Raw genomic sequence first — 17,163 nt, 5'->3', positions numbered from 1 at the left:
GGGTACAGCGATTGCTGTTGTTTGCCGGATTGAGACCGGATTGTAACCGTTCTGCTCTTTTTTTCGACAAATCCTCGCACTATCATATGAAAAGGGGCAGGGATTGACAGATGCTGACCTGCTTGTTCCATCGATATGTCACAATTGATTGTTGCCTGAAAAGAAATTATAATGTACGGGTGTTGTGAAGACAATGCTAAGCTTCACGCCTTTACCTGCCTTGCATCTCGCAGAATGTAAGGCTACAGACAACAATCGACAAACCGTTAACACTGAATATGAGGTATAGCCTTATACATCGTGAACCTTATCTTTGAAAGGAAGAACGTGCATGAATTTGAAAACAAAGCGCACGCTGCTTTGGAGCCTGATCATCGTCGCTGTGGCGATCATCGGCTACGCCATTTACTATTTTACCGCAGTTTACAACCAAATTGGTGCTCTACAAAAAACAGGAGATGCTTCTCCATTCAAAAATCTGCCAACCAACACCGCTGTGGCTGCTGAGCCGCCGGTCTGGACAGGTACTGAGCCGGTCAACATTTTGCTGATGGGCGTTGACTCACGCAGTTCCGACGACGGGGAAATCCCGCGTTCCGATACGATGCTGGTCGCCTCGCTTGATCCAGTCAAAAAAACCATTCATCTGTTCTCCATCCTGCGTGATACGTATGTAGACATCCCCGGACATGGAGAAAGCCGTATCAATGCCGCGATTACGCACGGTCCAGATACCGCGATGAAGACGGTGAGCGATCTACTGGGCATTCCGGTGCAATATTATGTATATACCGACTTCCAAGGCTTTATTAAGCTCGTGGATGCGGTAGGCGGTATTGATTACACGGTCGAAAAAGATATGCACTATACCAGTGCAGCCGACAAGCATGAATACGATATTGATCTCAAAGCCGGTACGCAGCATCTGGACGGCAAAACGGCGTTGGAATATGTGCGTTTCCGTCATGACGCGATGTCCGACTTCTCCCGTACCGAGCGTCAGCGTGCTTTCCTGACTGCGGTGGGTGACAAGCTGAAATCGACCACCTCGATTATGAATCTGCCGGATATTCTACAGCAGGTGAATCCGTACATTGATACCAATCTGAGTGTGGACGATCTGTGGAAGCTTGCCAGCGTAGCATATGACAGCAATATGAGTGGCAGCGAACAGCTTCCGCCGAATGACTTGCTTGCTGAGAAGCATGTAGGCGGTGCTCAAGTAATCGGTGTCAGCAGTGATGAGAAGCTGAAGCAATTTGTACAGGATGCGTTGAACAAAACAACCGTCGAGCCAACTCCGGTATCCAGTGATGGTCAAACGGGTACTAACGAAGACAGCACATCATCCAGCAGCTCTACATCTGGAAGTTCAAGCAGTAGCTCTATGACTGATTCCCAGAGCAGCACCGGTACTTCCAGTTCTTCGGATGCTTCATCCAGCAATGGATCGTCGTCTACGTCTTCCAGCTCGAATTCGTCGAGCAACTAAAACAGGATGGCAATGCCAAGCATTCCATTGAACATCATCCGGTACATGGGGTAATGGAACCGGATGAAGCCAAATCGTCGCTCCATATAAGGCAGAGAGAACAGAGCGCATCATTACCAGCATGAATCCAATTCCGCCGCTACATGCGGCGACATCTAAGGAAGCTTTCTTCACGAAAGCTTCCTTTTTTCATGCCATCATGCGGTTTGTTCATACAGTCGTCATTTGCCTAGCTCTACTCCCGTGTTAAAATAGATACGGTCTGGAACAGACATATCGCACGGTTACAGCGTCCAATGTATACGGACGCTTTCTTCCATACAACAGGTTAACAAAGGAGATATATCAAGATGAATGTGAATCGCAAACGTTCGGAACAATTGTATGAGCAGGCATTAGAACATATCGTCGGCGGGGTAAATAGCCCGTCACGTTCGTTCAAGGCAGTAGGTGGCGGTGCGCCAGTATTCATGTCTTCTGCCAAAGGAGCGCACTTCTTCGATGTGGACGGCAACAAATATATCGATTATCTGGCAGCCTTCGGACCGATCATCACTGGTCATGCTCACCCGCATATTACAGCAGCCATTACGCGTGCAGCGGAAAATGGCGTGCTGTACGGCACACCAACCGAGCTAGAAATCCAAATGGCGAAAATGCTCAAGGACAGCATCCCTTCACTGGATAAAGTTCGTTTCGTCAATTCCGGTACAGAAGCCGTGATGTCCACCATTCGGGTAGCACGCGCATATACCGACCGCACCAAAATTATCAAATTCGCTGGCTGTTACCACGGTCACTCCGATCTGGTTCTGGTCGCTGCTGGCTCTGGTCCATCCACACTCGGCACGCCAGATAGCGCTGGTGTACCGGCAAGTATCGCCAATGAAGTGATCACTGTACCATTTAACAGTCTGGATGGATTAAAAGAAGCGCTGGAGCGCTGGGGCGACGAAGTGGCAGCTGTGATGGTGGAGCCGATCGTCGGCAACTTCGGGATGGTTATGCCGGAAAAAGGCTTTTTGGAAGGGCTGTGCAAGCTGGCTCATCAGTATGGCGCGCTCGTTATTTACGACGAAGTCATTACCGCTTATCGTTTCCACTATGGATCGGCACAAACGTATGCCGGTCTGGACAATCATGAGGATATTACGCCCGATCTGACCGCTCTAGGTAAAATCATCGGCGGCGGCTTGCCAATCGGTGCGTATGGCGGTCGCAAGCATATTATGGAGCAGGTTGCGCCGCTCGGTCCTGCGTATCAGGCGGGTACGATGGCGGGTAACCCAGCATCCATCGCATCTGGTATCGCTTGTCTGGAAGTACTGCAAGGTGCGGGCGTATACGACGAAATGGAGCGTCTAGCGATTCGTCTGACCGACGGGATTCAATCGTCCGCCGAACGTTATGGTGTACCGCTGACGATCAACCGGATCAAAGGGGCATTCTCTACTCATTTCTGCGATCATCCAGTGACCAATTACGATCAGGCGCAGGATACAGATGGCGAGCAATTCGCTTCGTTCTTCCGTCATATGCTGGATCGCGGCATCTGTCTGGCTGCTTCCAAATACGAAGCTTGGTTCCTGACAACTGCGCATACCGATGGTGATATTGATCTGACGCTGCAAGCAGCGGATGAAGCGATGAAGCTAGTATCCCAAGGAAAATAATAAGATAAGCAGTATAAGTATAGCCAACGATATAAGATAGAAAGGTGCCGATATACGGTGCAGTGCGAAGGAAATCACCTTACACTGTGCCGTGGATCGGCGCTTTTTTGTACAGGGTGCCATTCTGCAGGGAATCAGCTGCAGCTCTATTCGTACACATGAACCATTTTGTAGCACATACATATCCAATCCCGCAAAAAAGCCGTACCGCATCAGTGGAACACTGTGCGGTACGGCTGTGTTGATTATACAGCGGCGATGCTGTTGCAAACGCCGGAATTATTTTTTCAGCAGGTTGATATGATCCAGATCGGTTGGGCTGTTGTAGATGAACTCCAGCTTGTAGTCACCACGGTTGTAAGTCAGCTTGGTTTGCTTCTTGCCACCGCTAGTGATGGTCGCTGTTGAGCTTGGGGCATACCAATTTTTCTTCAGCACGCTCATGGTGATGCTGCCAATCGTCTGCTTGCGCTCGACGGTTGTACCCAGATAGCGAATTTCCTTGAGCACATTGGAGCTATTATAGGATAACGCGTAACCCGGCGTTCCCATCTCAGCATGATACATATCATAACCGGATGCACTTGTACGCGAAGTCGTCGGTTTGCCATAGATCGCGATAGCGGATGCACGCGTGGTATCGCCTACAATCAGCTTATCAACCGGATTGCCATTTGCTTCTGGGAAGTGCCCTTTCAGCGCTGGCTTGTAAAAGGTGTTCAGCAGAGCAGCTCCACTTTGCTGACTGGATGCCATGCTTGTGCTTGCGGCATACACGGATGAAGACGGCACGATAGCGGTCGTTGCTGCAAATGAACCCAGTGTAGCGGCTCCGGTAACGAGAATAGCGAGTCCTGTTTTTTGCATGTGTTTTGCCATGTTCATTGGTAATTCCTCCTTGATGTACAAATCCTTGAGATTTCCCCATGAATGTATCGTCTATATGATCTAAAAAAGCGCTAGCGCTTTTTGATACCGTCGTATACGATCCGAATCATATCGAGAGTCGTCTTGTCATCCAGCGGCGGTTGGTTGGATAGCATCCGGTAGCTGGACGGCGAATGAAGCAGTTCAATCGCGGTATCGGCGGACGCGTGCGCATCCACTTCCCCACGTTCGACTGCACGTTTCCAGATAATGCTGCATTTGTCGAGCAGCATATCCAACAGCGTACGCTGAAACGGCACCAGCAGCTCATGTCGGCTCTGGCTTTCGGCAATAATCTGCGCCAAAATCCGCGCTTCCGCACTGCCGTAAAACAGATTAAGCTTGCCGAACCAATCCATATAATCGTCGATGAAATTTCCTTTATCTTCAATTACCCCATCCAACTCTACGTGATAGAGGAAGGCATCCATCGACATCTCTACCTTGTCACTCCACCAGCGGTAAATGGTTGCTTTGCTCACTCCCGCCTGCTCAGCAACTTTGTCGATGGTCATTTTGCGCAAGCCGTATTCTTTGAGTAATGCCATGGTCGTGGTAAATATCGCTTGGCGTGATGTTTGGCTCGGTGGTCGACCGGGCTTTCGTTTGATGTTGTTCATTTCGTAACCCCTTTATTTAAGAAACGAAACGTTCTGTATTCAAATTAAACTATTTCATTTCCTTTGTCAAATTCGACATATCTATTGTTTGATAACGTCTATGAGATCCATAGTTTGTTGATCTGTAGCGCAACTGTATGCAGTGCCGATGGGATACGTTCCTCTGGCACATTGGATACATTGATGCGCAATCCATTCCAGCTATGTGGGCTGTCCGGCAAAAAATAACGCTCTAGCGAATCGGCGATCATCTGCTGCTCTGCCAGCTGGCGAATAAGCGCCTTGGTCGGAAAATGTGAGGGCAGTGGAAGAACGGCATGAATCGCATCCACATGATACACATAGGCGAATAAGGAGCAAACAGGGATGAGCTCCTGCAAGGTGGTATGCAGCTGTCTGCTTCTGCGATGATACGCATCCAGCAGCAGACGGCGATAGCGGGCGAACATGCCATTATGAATGTACATATGCAGCGCTGCCTGCGATAGCATCGAGCTGTCGATGTCTAGCAGATTTTTGTACCGGGCAAAGGACGCTTTTAGCTTCTCTGGCAAGACAGCCGCACCGATCCGCAGACCGGGGAAGAGCATTTTGGAATAGCTTTTCAGATAAATGACGTGCTGGGATAGATCGTGCGCATACAACGGATCGGCGCCGCTATGCTGCTCCAGATCGGCAAGATAATCATCCTCCACCAAATATACATCGTACTGTGCGGCTAATGCCACCAGCTTCTTCTTGTCAGCATGACTCAGCGAGTGACCGAGCGGATTGTGAAAGCGCGGCATGATATAAAAGAACTTGATCTCTCCACTGCGAAACTGTCGCTCTACCTCCCCTAGATCCAATCCGTTGATCGTACGGGCGATCTGCACAATCGGTACATTCAGCGCTTCCAGCAATTCCATAAGCAAATGGTAACCCGGCTGCTCAATCATCACTGCCTGCTGTCCACCGGGAAATGGCATCATCGTCAAAATCGACAGTGCCTGTTGTACGCCGGACGTTATATACAGCCGTGATAATGGTGCAAAGACCTGTACCTCTTCCAGCTGCTGCTGCACTTCTTCCAGTAACGCTGGCAATCCCTGCGGCATCCCGTATGTAAACAGCTGATCCCGATACAGCTGCATCGCTTGATTCAAACAGCTCTGAAAATCGGCAAAAGGGAAAATCTCCGCCGCTGGTGCTGCCGATGCTAGATCCAGCAGTTGCTCCTGTAGCCTATGCTGCTGCGGTCCGTGAGATGCCACGTAATATCCACTGCGATCCAGCACATATACATAATGCTCCGCAATCAGCTGTTCATAGGCACGAATCACCGTAGCGGCGCTGCACTGCTGCTCGGTCGCCATCTGCCGAATCGAAGGCAGCTTTTCCCCTGCTGGACGAGCACGTGAGATGATCTGCTGACGCAGCTCAGCTGCTAATTTGCTGTGCTTGCTCGCCATATCGTGTATCCTCCGTTTCTTTTTTTATCATTATACCGTATACACACCATATATCGTTGGGCTGTTGTGCCCATCTGTACCGATACAGATCGCAAAGATAAGCGTTGCTGCTACGTAGAAGCGAAGACTATAGTGAAAGACACAGAGACGATGCTTGTGCACAGTATCGCTTCCATTCGATTCACGCTATGCGTGAGCAGGAGGTTTTACACTGATGAAATCACATTCTTTTCCACATTCCGTATCTACATCTTCCGTATCCAACACAGAGCTGGCTCCATCCCGTACATGGACATCCTATGCGGCGGCTGTTGCGTATGCGCTCATTATTGGATTCTCGTTTATCTTTGTAAAAATGACCGTGTATATCGCCAGTCCACTCGATGTGCTGGCTCACCGCTTTCTGCTGTCTGTACTGGTGATGGCGGTTCCGATTCGTCTAGGCTGGATCAAAATCTCGGTACGGGCGGCAGATTTGAAACGCATATTGCCGCTCGCGCTGTTATCGCCCGTGCTGTATTTTACCTTGCAAGCATTCGGGCTGCTATATGCTTCCTCTTCGGAGGCAGGCATTATTCAGGCGACCGTTCCTGTGTTTACGTTACTGCTGGCTGCTTATTTTCTCAAAGAACGAACGCGCTGGCTGCAAAAGCTGTCGCTACTTATATCCGTCGCTGGCGTCATTCTGATCTTCGTCATGCAGGGCAATGCCGGATTTCAGGCGGATCATCTTGGTGGCATTGTGCTACTGATCGGGTCAGCATTGGCATTTGCTGGATATAGTGTACTGATGCGTCCGCTGACTAAGGTATATCGTCCGCTAGAGCTGACATGGGTGACGATGCTGACAGCAGCAGTTATATTCAACGGCATCGCGCTGATTCGCCATCTGGCAGCAGGCAACCTAGTTGACTATGTGCAGCCCTTTACGCAGCCAAGCTATGTGCTGGCATTGCTGTATCTCGGTGTACTTTCTTCGCTCGGTACGACCTTGCTGTCGAGCTATGCTTTGTCGCGGCTAAAAGCAACGCAGATGAGCGTATTCAGCAATATTTCTACGATTGTGTCGATGATTGCTGGAACGGTGATTTTACATGAGCAATTGCTGGTATATCATGTGATCGGTGCAGTGCTAATTATTGGCGGCGTGCTCGGTACGAACTGGAACGGGCGACGCAAGAGCAAGTAAGCAACAATCCTTTGATAAGCAAACAGATACAGATCGTGGGCAGTCCCATCGTCCTTGAGCTGATCATATGAGGTGTGAAGATAAGATGTGAATGACGACGCGTTCTACCGCTTCCGTATCGAAATAAGGTATAGTAGTAACAGAGGATTACATTGTATACCTAACTATATCTTCATTATTTTATACGGAGAGGAATGAATGGGACGTGAATATCAAACAGGGACTGCTATTGGTTATAACGCTGTTCGTTCTGACAGCAACGATATTGCCTGTTTCCAGCGAAGCGGCGACACCGATCTTGCCCGACTTTCACGATGATAGCAGTCGGAGTCAGGCGATCGAAGACCAGTTGTCCTTTCCGCGTGACTTCTACATTCAGACGGATATTGTCAATCTGTCCGGTGAGCGTACCTTGTTCGTGAATACCAAAAAAGGCACATTGTATATGACCAGTCTGTCCCGTGGTACGCGGCTATGGAGTCATACGTATGATCATCTGTATAGCTACCGTGTGCTGGATGATAGCGGCAAAATCGTCGTGATTGCTAAGCAGAACAATAAGCTGCAAAAGATCGTATGGTCACTCGATGGTCAAACGCTCTCTACCTTCACCTACCCAACGACTCTGCTGAACAAGCTGCAAACTAGCAACGAAGGGCAGCAGGCTCATCTCGTCTGGTCGGCTCCGACCGCTGGTTCTGCCGAACGTTTGGCACTGCAAATTGGGCAGCAGGTAATGATCTACCGTTCCCCGTGGAACAAACCGATACGTACTTTGGCATTGCAGGCGTACAGCCAGAATAACAATGAAGCACTCACCGTGCTGAATATGGATTATCAATCGAACAAGCTGGTGATTCGTTACAGCAGTGGCAAGCTGCATGAGCAGCGATATATATTTGAATTGCTGGATACGAGTGCTGCTTCCCCTCGCTCCCATCTGGTGCGTGCGCCGCTCAGTACAATTGGCGAGTTTAAGCTGGAACAGGGGCAAGCAGTGATCTACCTTTCCAATGATACCGGCAACAAGCTGCAAAAGGACGGCTCCACCTCATATCCGATCTATTCTCGCTATGATGTAACAACGGGCAAGCTACTGTTACAAAAAACACGCGTCTTTACGAATGCGCAGCAGAATTGGCGTACCGATTATAACAATGGTCAGGTATTTGTACAGGTGGATAGCGAGCAGCGCTTGTATGGATGGGATCAAAATGGCAAGGAATTGTGGCGGATGCCTACCTTATCGGATCAATTGCTATTTCGATTTATCAAGTATGAGAAGGGAATGCTGTATCTACTGGTAGAGGATCAGAATCGGCAATTTCGGATCGTGAAGCAGCCACTCGTATAGAGAACGATCGCAATGGTATTGGTGCAGTACGATGGAGGCGGTAGTATAGATTGGGCATCCATCTGGCATGACCGTGATGATCCATAATGGTTTCCATAATAAAAGACCGTATTTCCAGTAAAGGAGATACGGTCTTTGTTTTATATGGTGTGCTCGCTATGTGGTGTAACCTAAATTTACAGCGACTCTACACCAGTCTGGGTATTAGTAGGGTCTTCTTCCAGCTGCGACGGCGGCTGGGTAGTTTCTGGGGTGGCGGCTTTGTTGGTTGGGTTCATTGTTTGTCCATATAGATCGTCGCGAGTGCGCAGCAGCTGTGCTAGAAATGCCAGCGTTAATCCTTGTCCCCAGCCTTGAATACGTTTCTCTGGTACTTCACGGTAGCCGTCAATATCGTTCATAATCGCTGTTCCTGCCGAAACACCTGTCACAGTGCCATCTTCTCGGATGCGGGAAAGAATGCCGTCAATCGCTTTTTGCGAATATTTGTTATACAGTCTGCCGCGCATGAGCAGTGCAGTAGCAATACCTGCCGAACCGGATGTTTCCAAATATGAGGTTGGATCATCCAGTACTGTATGCCATAATCCTTCCGGTGATTGCAGACGTACTAGCGCACTCAGCTGATCCCGCAGCGAACCATCGATGATCATATACGACGGATGCTGTACAGGCACGAATGCTAATGCTTTTGACATCGTTAACGATGCCCATGAGTTGCCGCGCGCCCAGAAGATGGAGGAGAGATGATTCTGATTCACATTATCCCAGCCGTGATAATACAGATTCGTTTGCTCGTCCTGCAACACCTGTTCATGCCCATGATATTGGCGTAAGCCGTCGTCAAAATAGCGTTTGTTGCCCAGCAGATGACCGATGCGCAATAGGTAATACCCTGCCATAAACATCGTATCCACCCAAGCCTGCTCTGGAAACACATCCGTCACCGAATTAACGGTATGCTGAAAAATCCCTTCTCCGAACCGCTCGGCTTGCTTATCCAGAAACTCTGCCATCTCCGTAGCAATCTGCAAATACTGCTCTTCGCCCGTCGCTTCGTACAACGTTAGCAGACAGTGACCAATGGATACGCCATTCACTGATAGCGGCGGCAGCCCATCCGCAATATTCTCGTCCACCCATAACCGCAGCTGATCCAGATATTGTCGCTTGCCCGTCGCTTGATACGCTTCGCACACACCATAAAAGGCAACACCGCCCGGCCAATCCCAACTAAAATCCATATTAAACGTACGTTCCACGACACGATCGATCACCTGTTGAATATGTTCCTCGTCAAAATGCAATGCTGGCATATGATCCATCCTTTCCTCCTGTAAACTCAATATCCAAATGTCTATCTCATATACATGACCAACGGCTGCAAATGTAATTCTCGAATGCTTTCGATCACTAGTCCGGCAATCTGCCGTGCGCCCTGCTCCTGCAAATGCGTATTGTCCTGCACCCCATTTGGGAAATTCATATATTCGCCCGGATACAGCCAGACGAACAGCTCTTTGCTCTGTTCCGGTCCAAGCTGCTGCAATAAGGTTGCGGTCTTCGCTGCCAGATCAATCAGCGGCACCTGCTGTTCGACTGCCAGCTCTCGTACGGCGGTCACATAGTCACCATGCGTATCCTCCAGCTGACCATCCTCGGTAAAATAACGACGCTGAATCGGCGTCAGCAGCACCGGATGTGCTTCCTTCTCACGAGCGGTCAAAATGTACTCGGTCAGCTGCTGCTTGTATGTGGTAAATGGGTCGGTATGGCGAGCAGCGTCCGTTTTTGCATCATTATGTCCAAATGCGATCCATAGATAATCACCTGCGCGCAGCTGCTCCCGGATCGTTTCCAGCCTGCCTTCATCGGCGAAGCTTTTGGAACTGCGACCAGAGATGGCGTGATTGTCCACGCACACATCATGCTTGAATCGCTCCGGTAGCAGCTGTCCCCAGCCTGCATATGGATACCCATCCGCTGGCTGGTCGGTTACAGTGGAATCGCCTGCCAGCAGCAGTTGCAGCGTATGCGGTGCGGGTGTGATGTTTAGTGTGTTCAAGCGCGGTGCTTGTCCGCTCATATTCAGTTCTAGCCGTCCGCCATGCACTGGAACGCTGAACAGCACCTCCTGCATATGTCCTGACAGCGTCCGAATCGGCGGTACCATCATCTTACTTCCTGCGGCGCGAAGGATCGTATGCGTAGCAGCCTGCCAATCGCCCAGCTGAATGCGGATCAGGTAACAGCCATCCGGTACATCCAGCACAAAGGTTGCTTGCAGTGGGATGCAAAAGGCAGCTTGCAGATGCTGTGTTGGTTTACAGGTTGGCGTACCTTCCTCCTCCCGATAGGCAGTGCGATCACGTGCATACACCTCACTGCCGGGCAGGAATCCATAGCCCAGTTCTGAGGTATAGACCGTATCTGGCGTTAATGGCAAATATCCTTCAACCGGCATGCCGGGACCCGCATCGAATCGCCAGCCTTCTGCCGTTTGCCGCTCTGCATCCAGTGCTATATCCTGTGGCACAGCGGCAAGATTTGTCTGGTATTCATTGGATTGCTCGGATTGCGTGCGTTGCTCCTGTTCCAGTGGTGATGCATCTTGTCCTTGTGGTGGTGAATGTTTTTCCTGTAATGATGCATAGTCTTCCTGTGATTGCGAATGCTGCTCATGCTCCGAATGTGTGGAATCTCCCATAATCAGCCCTTGATCCCGCTGCTACTAATGCCTTCCACGATATGCTTTTGGAACAGGAAGAATACGAGAATAACGGGCAGCAGACTGACCATCGACATTGCGAACATACCGCCCCAGTTGGATGCGGATTCGCTATCGAGGAACATTTTCAGCCCCATCGAGACAGTGTATTTATCCGGCGAATTCAGATACAGTACCGGTCCGAGCAGGTCTTCCCATCTCCAGTAAAAGGAGAAGATCGCCGCCGTCGCCAGCGATGCCTTGATCAGCGGCATGATGATCTGAATAAACAACCGGAACTTCCCGCAGCCATCAATCGTTGCAGCTTCGTCCAATTCTTTGGGAATGGTACGGATAAATTGCACCATCAGGAAAATAAAGAACGGGGCGCCGAAAAATTGCGGTACGACGATAGGCCAGATCGTATTCAGCCAGCCCAGCTTGGTGAAAATAATATATTGCGGCACGAGTACTACGTCATGCGGCAGCATCAGCGTTACCATCATGACCGCGAACCAGAAGGCGCGGCCGGCAAACTGTAGCCGTGCAAAACCGAACGCGATCAATGCCGACGATACTACTACGCCAAGCGTAGACAGTACGACGATTACTAGTGAGTTCCAAATATAATGCCCAAATGAGTAGCCACCAATACCTTTCCAGCCAGACGCGTAGTTGCTCCAAATCCATTCTGCTGGAATTAACGTCGTTGCCGTCGTGAAGATAGTCCGACTTTCCTTGAACGAGCTGAAAAACATCCAGATGATCGGATACAGCATCAGCAGTGCCAGTGCAGCGACGCAGATATGGTACACTGGCCATTTGATGCGCCGCCACAGACTGCCCTGACTTGCCGCTGAACCAGCGAGCGTATTGTTATAACGTTCCGCTTTGGTATCTGCCATGGATCAGCGACCTCCTTCCGATTCGTAGAACACCCAGAACTTCGACGTTTTGAACAGAATGAGCGTCAACACACCGATGAAGATCAGCATCACCCATGCCATTGCAGACGCATATCCCATATTGTTGAACATGAATGCCTGACGGAACAGATACAGTGAGTACAGCATCGTGCCGTCCAGCGGGCCGCCTTCCCCTTTGGAAATAATATACGCGGGTACAAAGGTCATAAAAGCGCTAATCGTCTGCATGATCAGGTTGAATAGGATGATCGGGCTGAGTAGCGGGAGTGTAATACTGAAAAATTTACGTGCCGGACGCGCGCCATCGACACTTGCTGCTTCATACATTTCCGGGGAAATGTTTTTCAGACCAGCGAGGAAGATAAGCATAGACGAACCAAACTGCCATACCGACAGCGTAATCAACATACCGAGTGCAGCGCCCGGATCGCCGAACCATTGAATCGGTGCGGCACCTAGCGCCATCAGCAGACCGTTCACGATCCCCTGCTCGCTGAAAATATTGCGCCACATGATCGACACGGCAACACTGCCGCCGATAATGGATGGCAAATAATAAATTGTCCGATACGCACCGATCATGCGTGAGCCGGTGTTGAGGATCATCGCTACGAATAGCGCAAACGTCAGCCGCAGCGGTACGCCGATAAACACGTAGTACAGCGTAACCTTGACCGAGTTCCAGTACTTCGTATCACCTGTGAACATTTTTTCAAAATTATTCAATCCGACCCAGCGCGGTGGGCTGAACAGGTTATAGCTCGTAAACGACAGATACAGCGAGATAAACATCGGGATCAGCGTAAACGCCAGAAATCCGATAATAAATGGGCTGATAAACGCGTACCCAGTCAAATTGGCTTTTAGCGAATGAGTATTCCGCATGAATCCGCACACCTCCTTGGGAAAATATAAAACTGAGCATGACCGATATCTCTGGCATGAAGCAATAAGTAACAGCATAGGCATGAGCGGGAAAAGGAAAGCCGACCACATAGCAGCGTGTAGATGCTACCCTGCGTCTCTTTCCCAATTCCCGTCTGCTTACGACTACACCATGTCATGATGGCTGAGTATCACGATTGCACCATTCCTTTACGCATTACGGCTGATTGTTGGATAAAATCGAATTGGCATCGGCGCGGAACTTCGGTGCGGCTTCCGCGGCTGTGATTTGTCCAAAGTTAATCTGCTCTACATAATCCGCCAGTGTCGCGATCACCTCGGCGGAACCTACTGGTGGCGGTGGACTCATCGGCGATGCGATCGGCTCCATTTCACTGACAAAATCAAATACCTGTTTCTCGGCTTCTGTCAGATCTGGCGTTACCGCTTCCTTCACAGCGGCGGAGATCGGTACACCACGCTCGCCCTTGATCAGCTTGTTGGCGTCTTGGTTGTTGATCCAGAAGTTAATGAATTTGGCAGCTTCGTCTTTGGATTGCGAGTTTTTGGAGATCGACCAGTACATGCTTGGCTGCATGTAGATACCTTTTTGCATATCCGGTCCGAGCATCGGTGCCAGTTCCAGCGGCTTGTCCGCTACTTTTTGCAGCGCGACAAACTGGTTGGACCACTGCCATGTGCCAATGCCTGTGCCTTTAACAACGGTGGATTCCTCGATAATGCCTTTGTTCTGGCTCAATGTTTCTTGAGATGGCGCAGCGCCTTCCTGAAGCAGCTTGGCAAGGCGACCAAAGAATTCGGTAAACAGTGCATCGTCCTCGTAACCGAGCGCAGTGCCTTCCGCATTGTAGAGCGAGAAGCCATTCGTTCTCAGGAAATAGTTGAAGAAAATATCCGGTGCCATCGACTCGTCAAAGTAAATGCCTTTGTCCTTGGCTTGTCCGGCAAGCTTCTCGTAGTCATCCCATGTCCAGTCTTTGGGAATTTCGGTGATGCCTGCTTTTTTCAGCGTTTCGGGGTTGTATTGGTAGCCGAGTACATTGACCCCAGTTGGGATACCATACTGTGTGCCGCCGATCACGCCTGTGCTAACGACGCTTTCGCTCACATCGTCCAGCTTGATCTGGTTGCCGATGTATGGCTTCAGGTCTTCCAATTGACCATTTTTGGCATACTGGCTAATGTAGGAGATGTCCATTTGAATAATGTCGGGTAATTGGTTGGCAGCTGCTTGCGGAGCGAGCTTTTTCCAGTAGTCGTCAAAGGACGCATACTCGATGTCGATATTCACGCCGGGATTTTCCTTTTTGTACATGTCGATAACCTGCTGGGTATAGCTGTGGCGTGTATCCGATCCCCACCAAGCGATGCGAATCGTCTTGCCATCTTGTCCGCCGCTTGCACCAGAACTGCTGCTACCGGAATTGCCGCACGCAGTAATGGTGAGCAAAATGGCGATCAGGGTTAAGATAGAAGCTGTCTTTTTAAAATTCATGCGTAGTCTCCCCTTTCGATAATGGACAATCCATAACATGTAAAGCATGGTGGATACGTGAAGAGAGCGAAGCCGATATGTAGCTGGACGTGGAAGCGACTCTGAAAAACAATTATTTTGTTAACGCTTACATTTTTGAACTATCTTTATTCTCGCAGATGGGCATACGCAAATGAATACACAAATCCGAGGTTTTGGTTTAAAAAACAGAGGGACATAAAATGAGACAAAACGGATTTACAGTGTAGATTGCCGAGCAATTTCATGTCATAACCTAGAATGTCAAAAAATAAAAAAACCGTTTATACGGTTGAGCAGTCTTATTTATATGTATAGCCTAATCGATGTACATAGCCGGATGGGTAAAGATCGTAGCAACAGAGTAGATAGAGACGCATGGACGGAGGAATCATCTATGGAAGAAAGGGAATGGGCAATCGCAGCCTGTAAGGGCGATGAAGAAGCCTTTTACCAACTTGTATCTATGCACCGCCGTAAGCTGTACGGCATCGCTTATGGATATATGCACAATGAACAGGACGCACTTGATATGCTTCAGGAGACGGTATGCCGTGGACTATTGCAATGTCGGAAGCTGCGCAATCCTGAACGCTTTATCCCGTGGTTGATTCGCATCATGATCAACTGCTGTATGGATGAGCTGAAACGCAAGCGCCGCAGTGTTCCGCTGATGGAGCATCATACAGATCAATCGATGGTCGAGATGAAGAATGAAGATCGCCTTGATCTAGAGCATGCCTTGCAGCGGCTGCAACCCAAATACCGACACGTATTGATTTTGAAATATTATAACGACCTCACGCTAACCGAAATCGCGAGTATTCTAGAACGTCCAGAGGGTACGGTCAAAACTTGGCTGCATCAAGGCTTAAAGCAAATTCGCTTAAAACTAGATAAAGGAGGCGACATTCCCCATGAGCCCATCTAACTCATCGCTGCATGACCAAGCGAAGGAACGCAAGCAGCAAGCGGCACAAACGGACGATGCACAATTGGAAGCAGCGATTCGGGGCGGTATGCGGCAGGCTCGTCAGCGTAGAAGCGATGGCTGGCGCAAGCATTGGAAAGCACTGATCGGCGCCACGGCTGCTATCGTATTGCTGATCGGAACCGGAGCATTCCTATATGATCAACATGCACCTTTTGCTCATACTGCTGCTCCCGCAGATCAGCAAAGCCCTGCCGATCTTCCAGACTATGTGACTCAGTTATATCAACAGGAGATGTTCAAGCTGTCGCTCCAACCTGCCATTCAGCATGGGCTGTATCAGTCGATCCATCGCAGCAGTGGATCAGAGCATTATAAGCTAACGATTGACGGTATAGTGGCGGATAGCCAGCGGATGATTATCCTGTATACCGCTGTGGATCGCACCGGACAGAATGCACCGCAGATCAACAATAGCGAATATACGCAGCTGATTGATTCCGAGCACAACAAGAGTCTGCCCAATATCTATAATGTAGAGCTACCCGCAACCGACTCTTCTACTAGTCATGGCGCGCTTGTGTTTGATTATCCTGATGGGCAGTCGATTCCCCATACGCTTAGACTAGAAGCGGATATGTATAGCGGTTTGAACAAGCAGCAGACTGAGCAGGTGCAGGTTGATTTTACATGGAACAATCGCCAGCTGGATGATCTCAAGCGTACGGAAGTATGGAACAAGACCTATACGATTCAAGGCTATCAGGTAAAGCTTGCTCGTATTACGCGCACTCCATTACGTACAGATGCGGAATTAGAGTGGGTACAGCAGCATAACAAAACAATCGAAAGTGCCGATGTACGACTCTTTTCCAAAGACCCTGATACCTCTGCTCTTACGATGCTGGGGATTCAAGGCTCTAACCGTTATCAGGAGAAGGGTACCACTCATTTTACATTGTATTATGAGGGCAGTTATTTTGCTCAGGATCAGCGTCTGTCCCTTCAATTGGAGCGGATCAAATTCCAGTTGGCACAACCTCTTCCTCTGGTCGCAGATGTAGCTCAATCCAAATTGTTGGATTCCCCTACTTCGGATATTCAACTGTCGAATGTCAAAAAAGATGCAGCTACTGGTGATATGGTCGTCGATCTATCCGTGCCTACTCTTCCTTCCGGTGAATGGTATGAATTGAAAATAAATTATGAGTTCCGCGATGCAATGAATCGTAGCTATACGATCAAGAGTCAGGAACAGCATGTTTCCAGTGGCCGCATCCTATACCAGCTAGTGCTGGATGGAGCTGCCAATTACAAGCAGCCGCTTACTTTTACGATTGATGATTATCAAGGTACATTTTTGTATCCAACCCAACCTATTACGGATGAGCTGAATTAAACGAGAGGCAAGTATCCTCCTTTGTTCATATCCGACCAAACAACCGTATTCATGCTGTTCGATGCTCTCATCAAC

General features: G+C 49.4%; 14 protein-coding genes. 6 read left to right on the top strand and 8 right to left on the bottom strand.

Annotated features, from left to right (window positions below; genetic code table 11):
• Positions 1–331: 331 nt before the first annotated feature.
• Both ABXR35_RS16060 and ABXR35_RS16055 read left to right on the top strand, forming a co-directional pair.
• Complete coding sequence (locus tag ABXR35_RS16060; protein ID WP_367062678.1) at positions 332–1,492, top strand: LCP family protein; 1,161 nt, start codon at positions 332–334, stop codon at positions 1,490–1,492.
• Between the two features lie 356 nt (positions 1,493–1,848).
• Positions 1,849–3,165, top strand: coding sequence for a glutamate-1-semialdehyde 2,1-aminomutase (locus ABXR35_RS16055; protein WP_436669380.1), 1,317 nt, complete (start codon positions 1,849–1,851; stop codon positions 3,163–3,165).
• Positions 3,166–3,444: 279 nt separating this feature from the next.
• Here ABXR35_RS16055 and ABXR35_RS16050 read toward each other — a convergent pair whose 3' ends face one another.
• The 3 genes from ABXR35_RS16050 to ABXR35_RS16040 all read right to left on the bottom strand — a co-directional run bounded on the left by ABXR35_RS16050 (position 3,445) and on the right by ABXR35_RS16040 (position 6,163).
• The gene (locus ABXR35_RS16050) at positions 3,445–4,050 is read right to left on the bottom strand and encodes a YjgB family protein (protein WP_367062672.1); all 606 of its coding nucleotides are present in this window, start codon (positions 4,048–4,050) and stop codon (positions 3,445–3,447) included.
• Positions 4,051–4,124: 74 nt separating this feature from the next.
• Entirely contained in the window at positions 4,125–4,712 is a 588-nt protein-coding gene (locus ABXR35_RS16045) for a TetR/AcrR family transcriptional regulator (protein ID WP_367062669.1), read from the bottom strand.
• Between the two features lie 98 nt (positions 4,713–4,810).
• The gene (locus ABXR35_RS16040) at positions 4,811–6,163 is read right to left on the bottom strand and encodes an aminotransferase-like domain-containing protein (RefSeq protein ID WP_367062666.1); all 1,353 of its coding nucleotides are present in this window, start codon (positions 6,161–6,163) and stop codon (positions 4,811–4,813) included.
• 214 nt (positions 6,164–6,377) lie between these two features.
• Between ABXR35_RS16040 and ABXR35_RS16035 the strand changes: the two genes are divergently transcribed.
• Positions 6,378–7,352, top strand: coding sequence for a DMT family transporter (locus tag ABXR35_RS16035; RefSeq protein ID WP_367062663.1), 975 nt, complete (start codon positions 6,378–6,380; stop codon positions 7,350–7,352).
• 205 nt (positions 7,353–7,557) lie between these two features.
• On the top strand, positions 7,558–8,706 hold the full coding sequence (locus tag ABXR35_RS16030; protein WP_367062660.1) for a hypothetical protein: 1,149 nt from the start codon (positions 7,558–7,560) through the stop codon (positions 8,704–8,706).
• A 176-nt stretch (positions 8,707–8,882) separates the two neighbouring features.
• Here ABXR35_RS16030 and ABXR35_RS16025 read toward each other — a convergent pair whose 3' ends face one another.
• The 5 genes from ABXR35_RS16025 to ABXR35_RS16005 all read right to left on the bottom strand — a co-directional run bounded on the left by ABXR35_RS16025 (position 8,883) and on the right by ABXR35_RS16005 (position 14,740).
• Positions 8,883–10,022 carry a glycoside hydrolase family 88/105 protein gene (locus tag ABXR35_RS16025; protein ID WP_367062828.1) on the bottom strand — a complete coding sequence of 380 codons (1,140 nt, stop codon included), beginning with the start codon at positions 10,020–10,022 and terminating at the stop codon, positions 8,883–8,885.
• 41 nt (positions 10,023–10,063) lie between these two features.
• Positions 10,064–11,413, bottom strand: coding sequence for a rhamnogalacturonan acetylesterase (locus ABXR35_RS16020; RefSeq protein WP_367062657.1), 1,350 nt, complete (start codon positions 11,411–11,413; stop codon positions 10,064–10,066).
• Positions 11,414–11,415: 2 nt separating this feature from the next.
• Positions 11,416–12,318, bottom strand: a complete 903-nt coding sequence (locus tag ABXR35_RS16015; RefSeq protein WP_367062655.1) for a carbohydrate ABC transporter permease — start codon at positions 12,316–12,318, stop codon at positions 11,416–11,418.
• A 3-nt stretch (positions 12,319–12,321) separates the two neighbouring features.
• Positions 12,322–13,224, bottom strand: coding sequence for a carbohydrate ABC transporter permease (locus ABXR35_RS16010; protein WP_367062653.1), 903 nt, complete (start codon positions 13,222–13,224; stop codon positions 12,322–12,324).
• A 217-nt stretch (positions 13,225–13,441) separates the two neighbouring features.
• Complete coding sequence (locus ABXR35_RS16005) at positions 13,442–14,740, bottom strand: ABC transporter substrate-binding protein (RefSeq protein WP_367062651.1); 1,299 nt, start codon at positions 14,738–14,740, stop codon at positions 13,442–13,444.
• A 415-nt stretch (positions 14,741–15,155) separates the two neighbouring features.
• Here ABXR35_RS16005 and ABXR35_RS16000 point away from each other — a divergent pair, with 415 nt between their 5' ends.
• Positions 15,156–15,689, top strand: coding sequence for a sigma-70 family RNA polymerase sigma factor (locus tag ABXR35_RS16000; RefSeq protein ID WP_367062649.1), 534 nt, complete (start codon positions 15,156–15,158; stop codon positions 15,687–15,689).
• A complete protein-coding gene (locus ABXR35_RS15995; RefSeq protein ID WP_367062646.1) occupies positions 15,676–17,088 on the top strand; it encodes a DUF4179 domain-containing protein in 1,413 nt (470 codons plus the stop codon). The genes ABXR35_RS16000 and ABXR35_RS15995 overlap by 14 nt, the downstream gene beginning before the upstream one ends.
• Positions 17,089–17,163 lie beyond the last annotated feature (75 nt).

This window comes from Paenibacillus sp. JQZ6Y-1, assembly GCF_040719145.1.
GTDB lineage: Bacteria > Bacillota > Bacilli > Paenibacillales > Paenibacillaceae > Saccharibacillus > Saccharibacillus kandeliae.
This window is presented reverse-complemented; position numbering and strand designations above follow the sequence as displayed.

What these genes read in the sequence shown, in the direction of transcription:
- ABXR35_RS16060 (WP_367062678.1), top strand. Translation starts at nt 332, where the DNA reads ATGAATTTGAAAACAAAGCGCACGCTGCTTTGGAGCCTGATCATCGTC.
- ABXR35_RS16050 (WP_367062672.1), bottom strand. Translation starts at nt 4,050, where the DNA reads ATGAACATGGCAAAACACATGCAAAAAACAGGACTCGCTATTCTCGTT.
- ABXR35_RS16045 (WP_367062669.1), bottom strand. Translation starts at nt 4,712, where the DNA reads ATGAACAACATCAAACGAAAGCCCGGTCGACCACCGAGCCAAACATCA.
- ABXR35_RS16040 (WP_367062666.1), bottom strand. Translation starts at nt 6,163, where the DNA reads ATGGCGAGCAAGCACAGCAAATTAGCAGCTGAGCTGCGTCAGCAGATC.
- ABXR35_RS16035 (WP_367062663.1), top strand. Translation starts at nt 6,378, where the DNA reads ATGAAATCACATTCTTTTCCACATTCCGTATCTACATCTTCCGTATCC.
- ABXR35_RS16025 (WP_367062828.1), bottom strand. Translation starts at nt 10,022, where the DNA reads ATGCCAGCATTGCATTTTGACGAGGAACATATTCAACAGGTGATCGAT.
- ABXR35_RS16020 (WP_367062657.1), bottom strand. Translation starts at nt 11,413, where the DNA reads ATGGGAGATTCCACACATTCGGAGCATGAGCAGCATTCGCAATCACAG.
- ABXR35_RS16015 (WP_367062655.1), bottom strand. Translation starts at nt 12,318, where the DNA reads ATGGCAGATACCAAAGCGGAACGTTATAACAATACGCTCGCTGGTTCA.
- ABXR35_RS16010 (WP_367062653.1), bottom strand. Translation starts at nt 13,224, where the DNA reads ATGCGGAATACTCATTCGCTAAAAGCCAATTTGACTGGGTACGCGTTT.
- ABXR35_RS16005 (WP_367062651.1), bottom strand. Translation starts at nt 14,740, where the DNA reads ATGAATTTTAAAAAGACAGCTTCTATCTTAACCCTGATCGCCATTTTG.
- ABXR35_RS16000 (WP_367062649.1), top strand. Translation starts at nt 15,156, where the DNA reads ATGGAAGAAAGGGAATGGGCAATCGCAGCCTGTAAGGGCGATGAAGAA.
- ABXR35_RS15995 (WP_367062646.1), top strand. Translation starts at nt 15,676, where the DNA reads ATGAGCCCATCTAACTCATCGCTGCATGACCAAGCGAAGGAACGCAAG.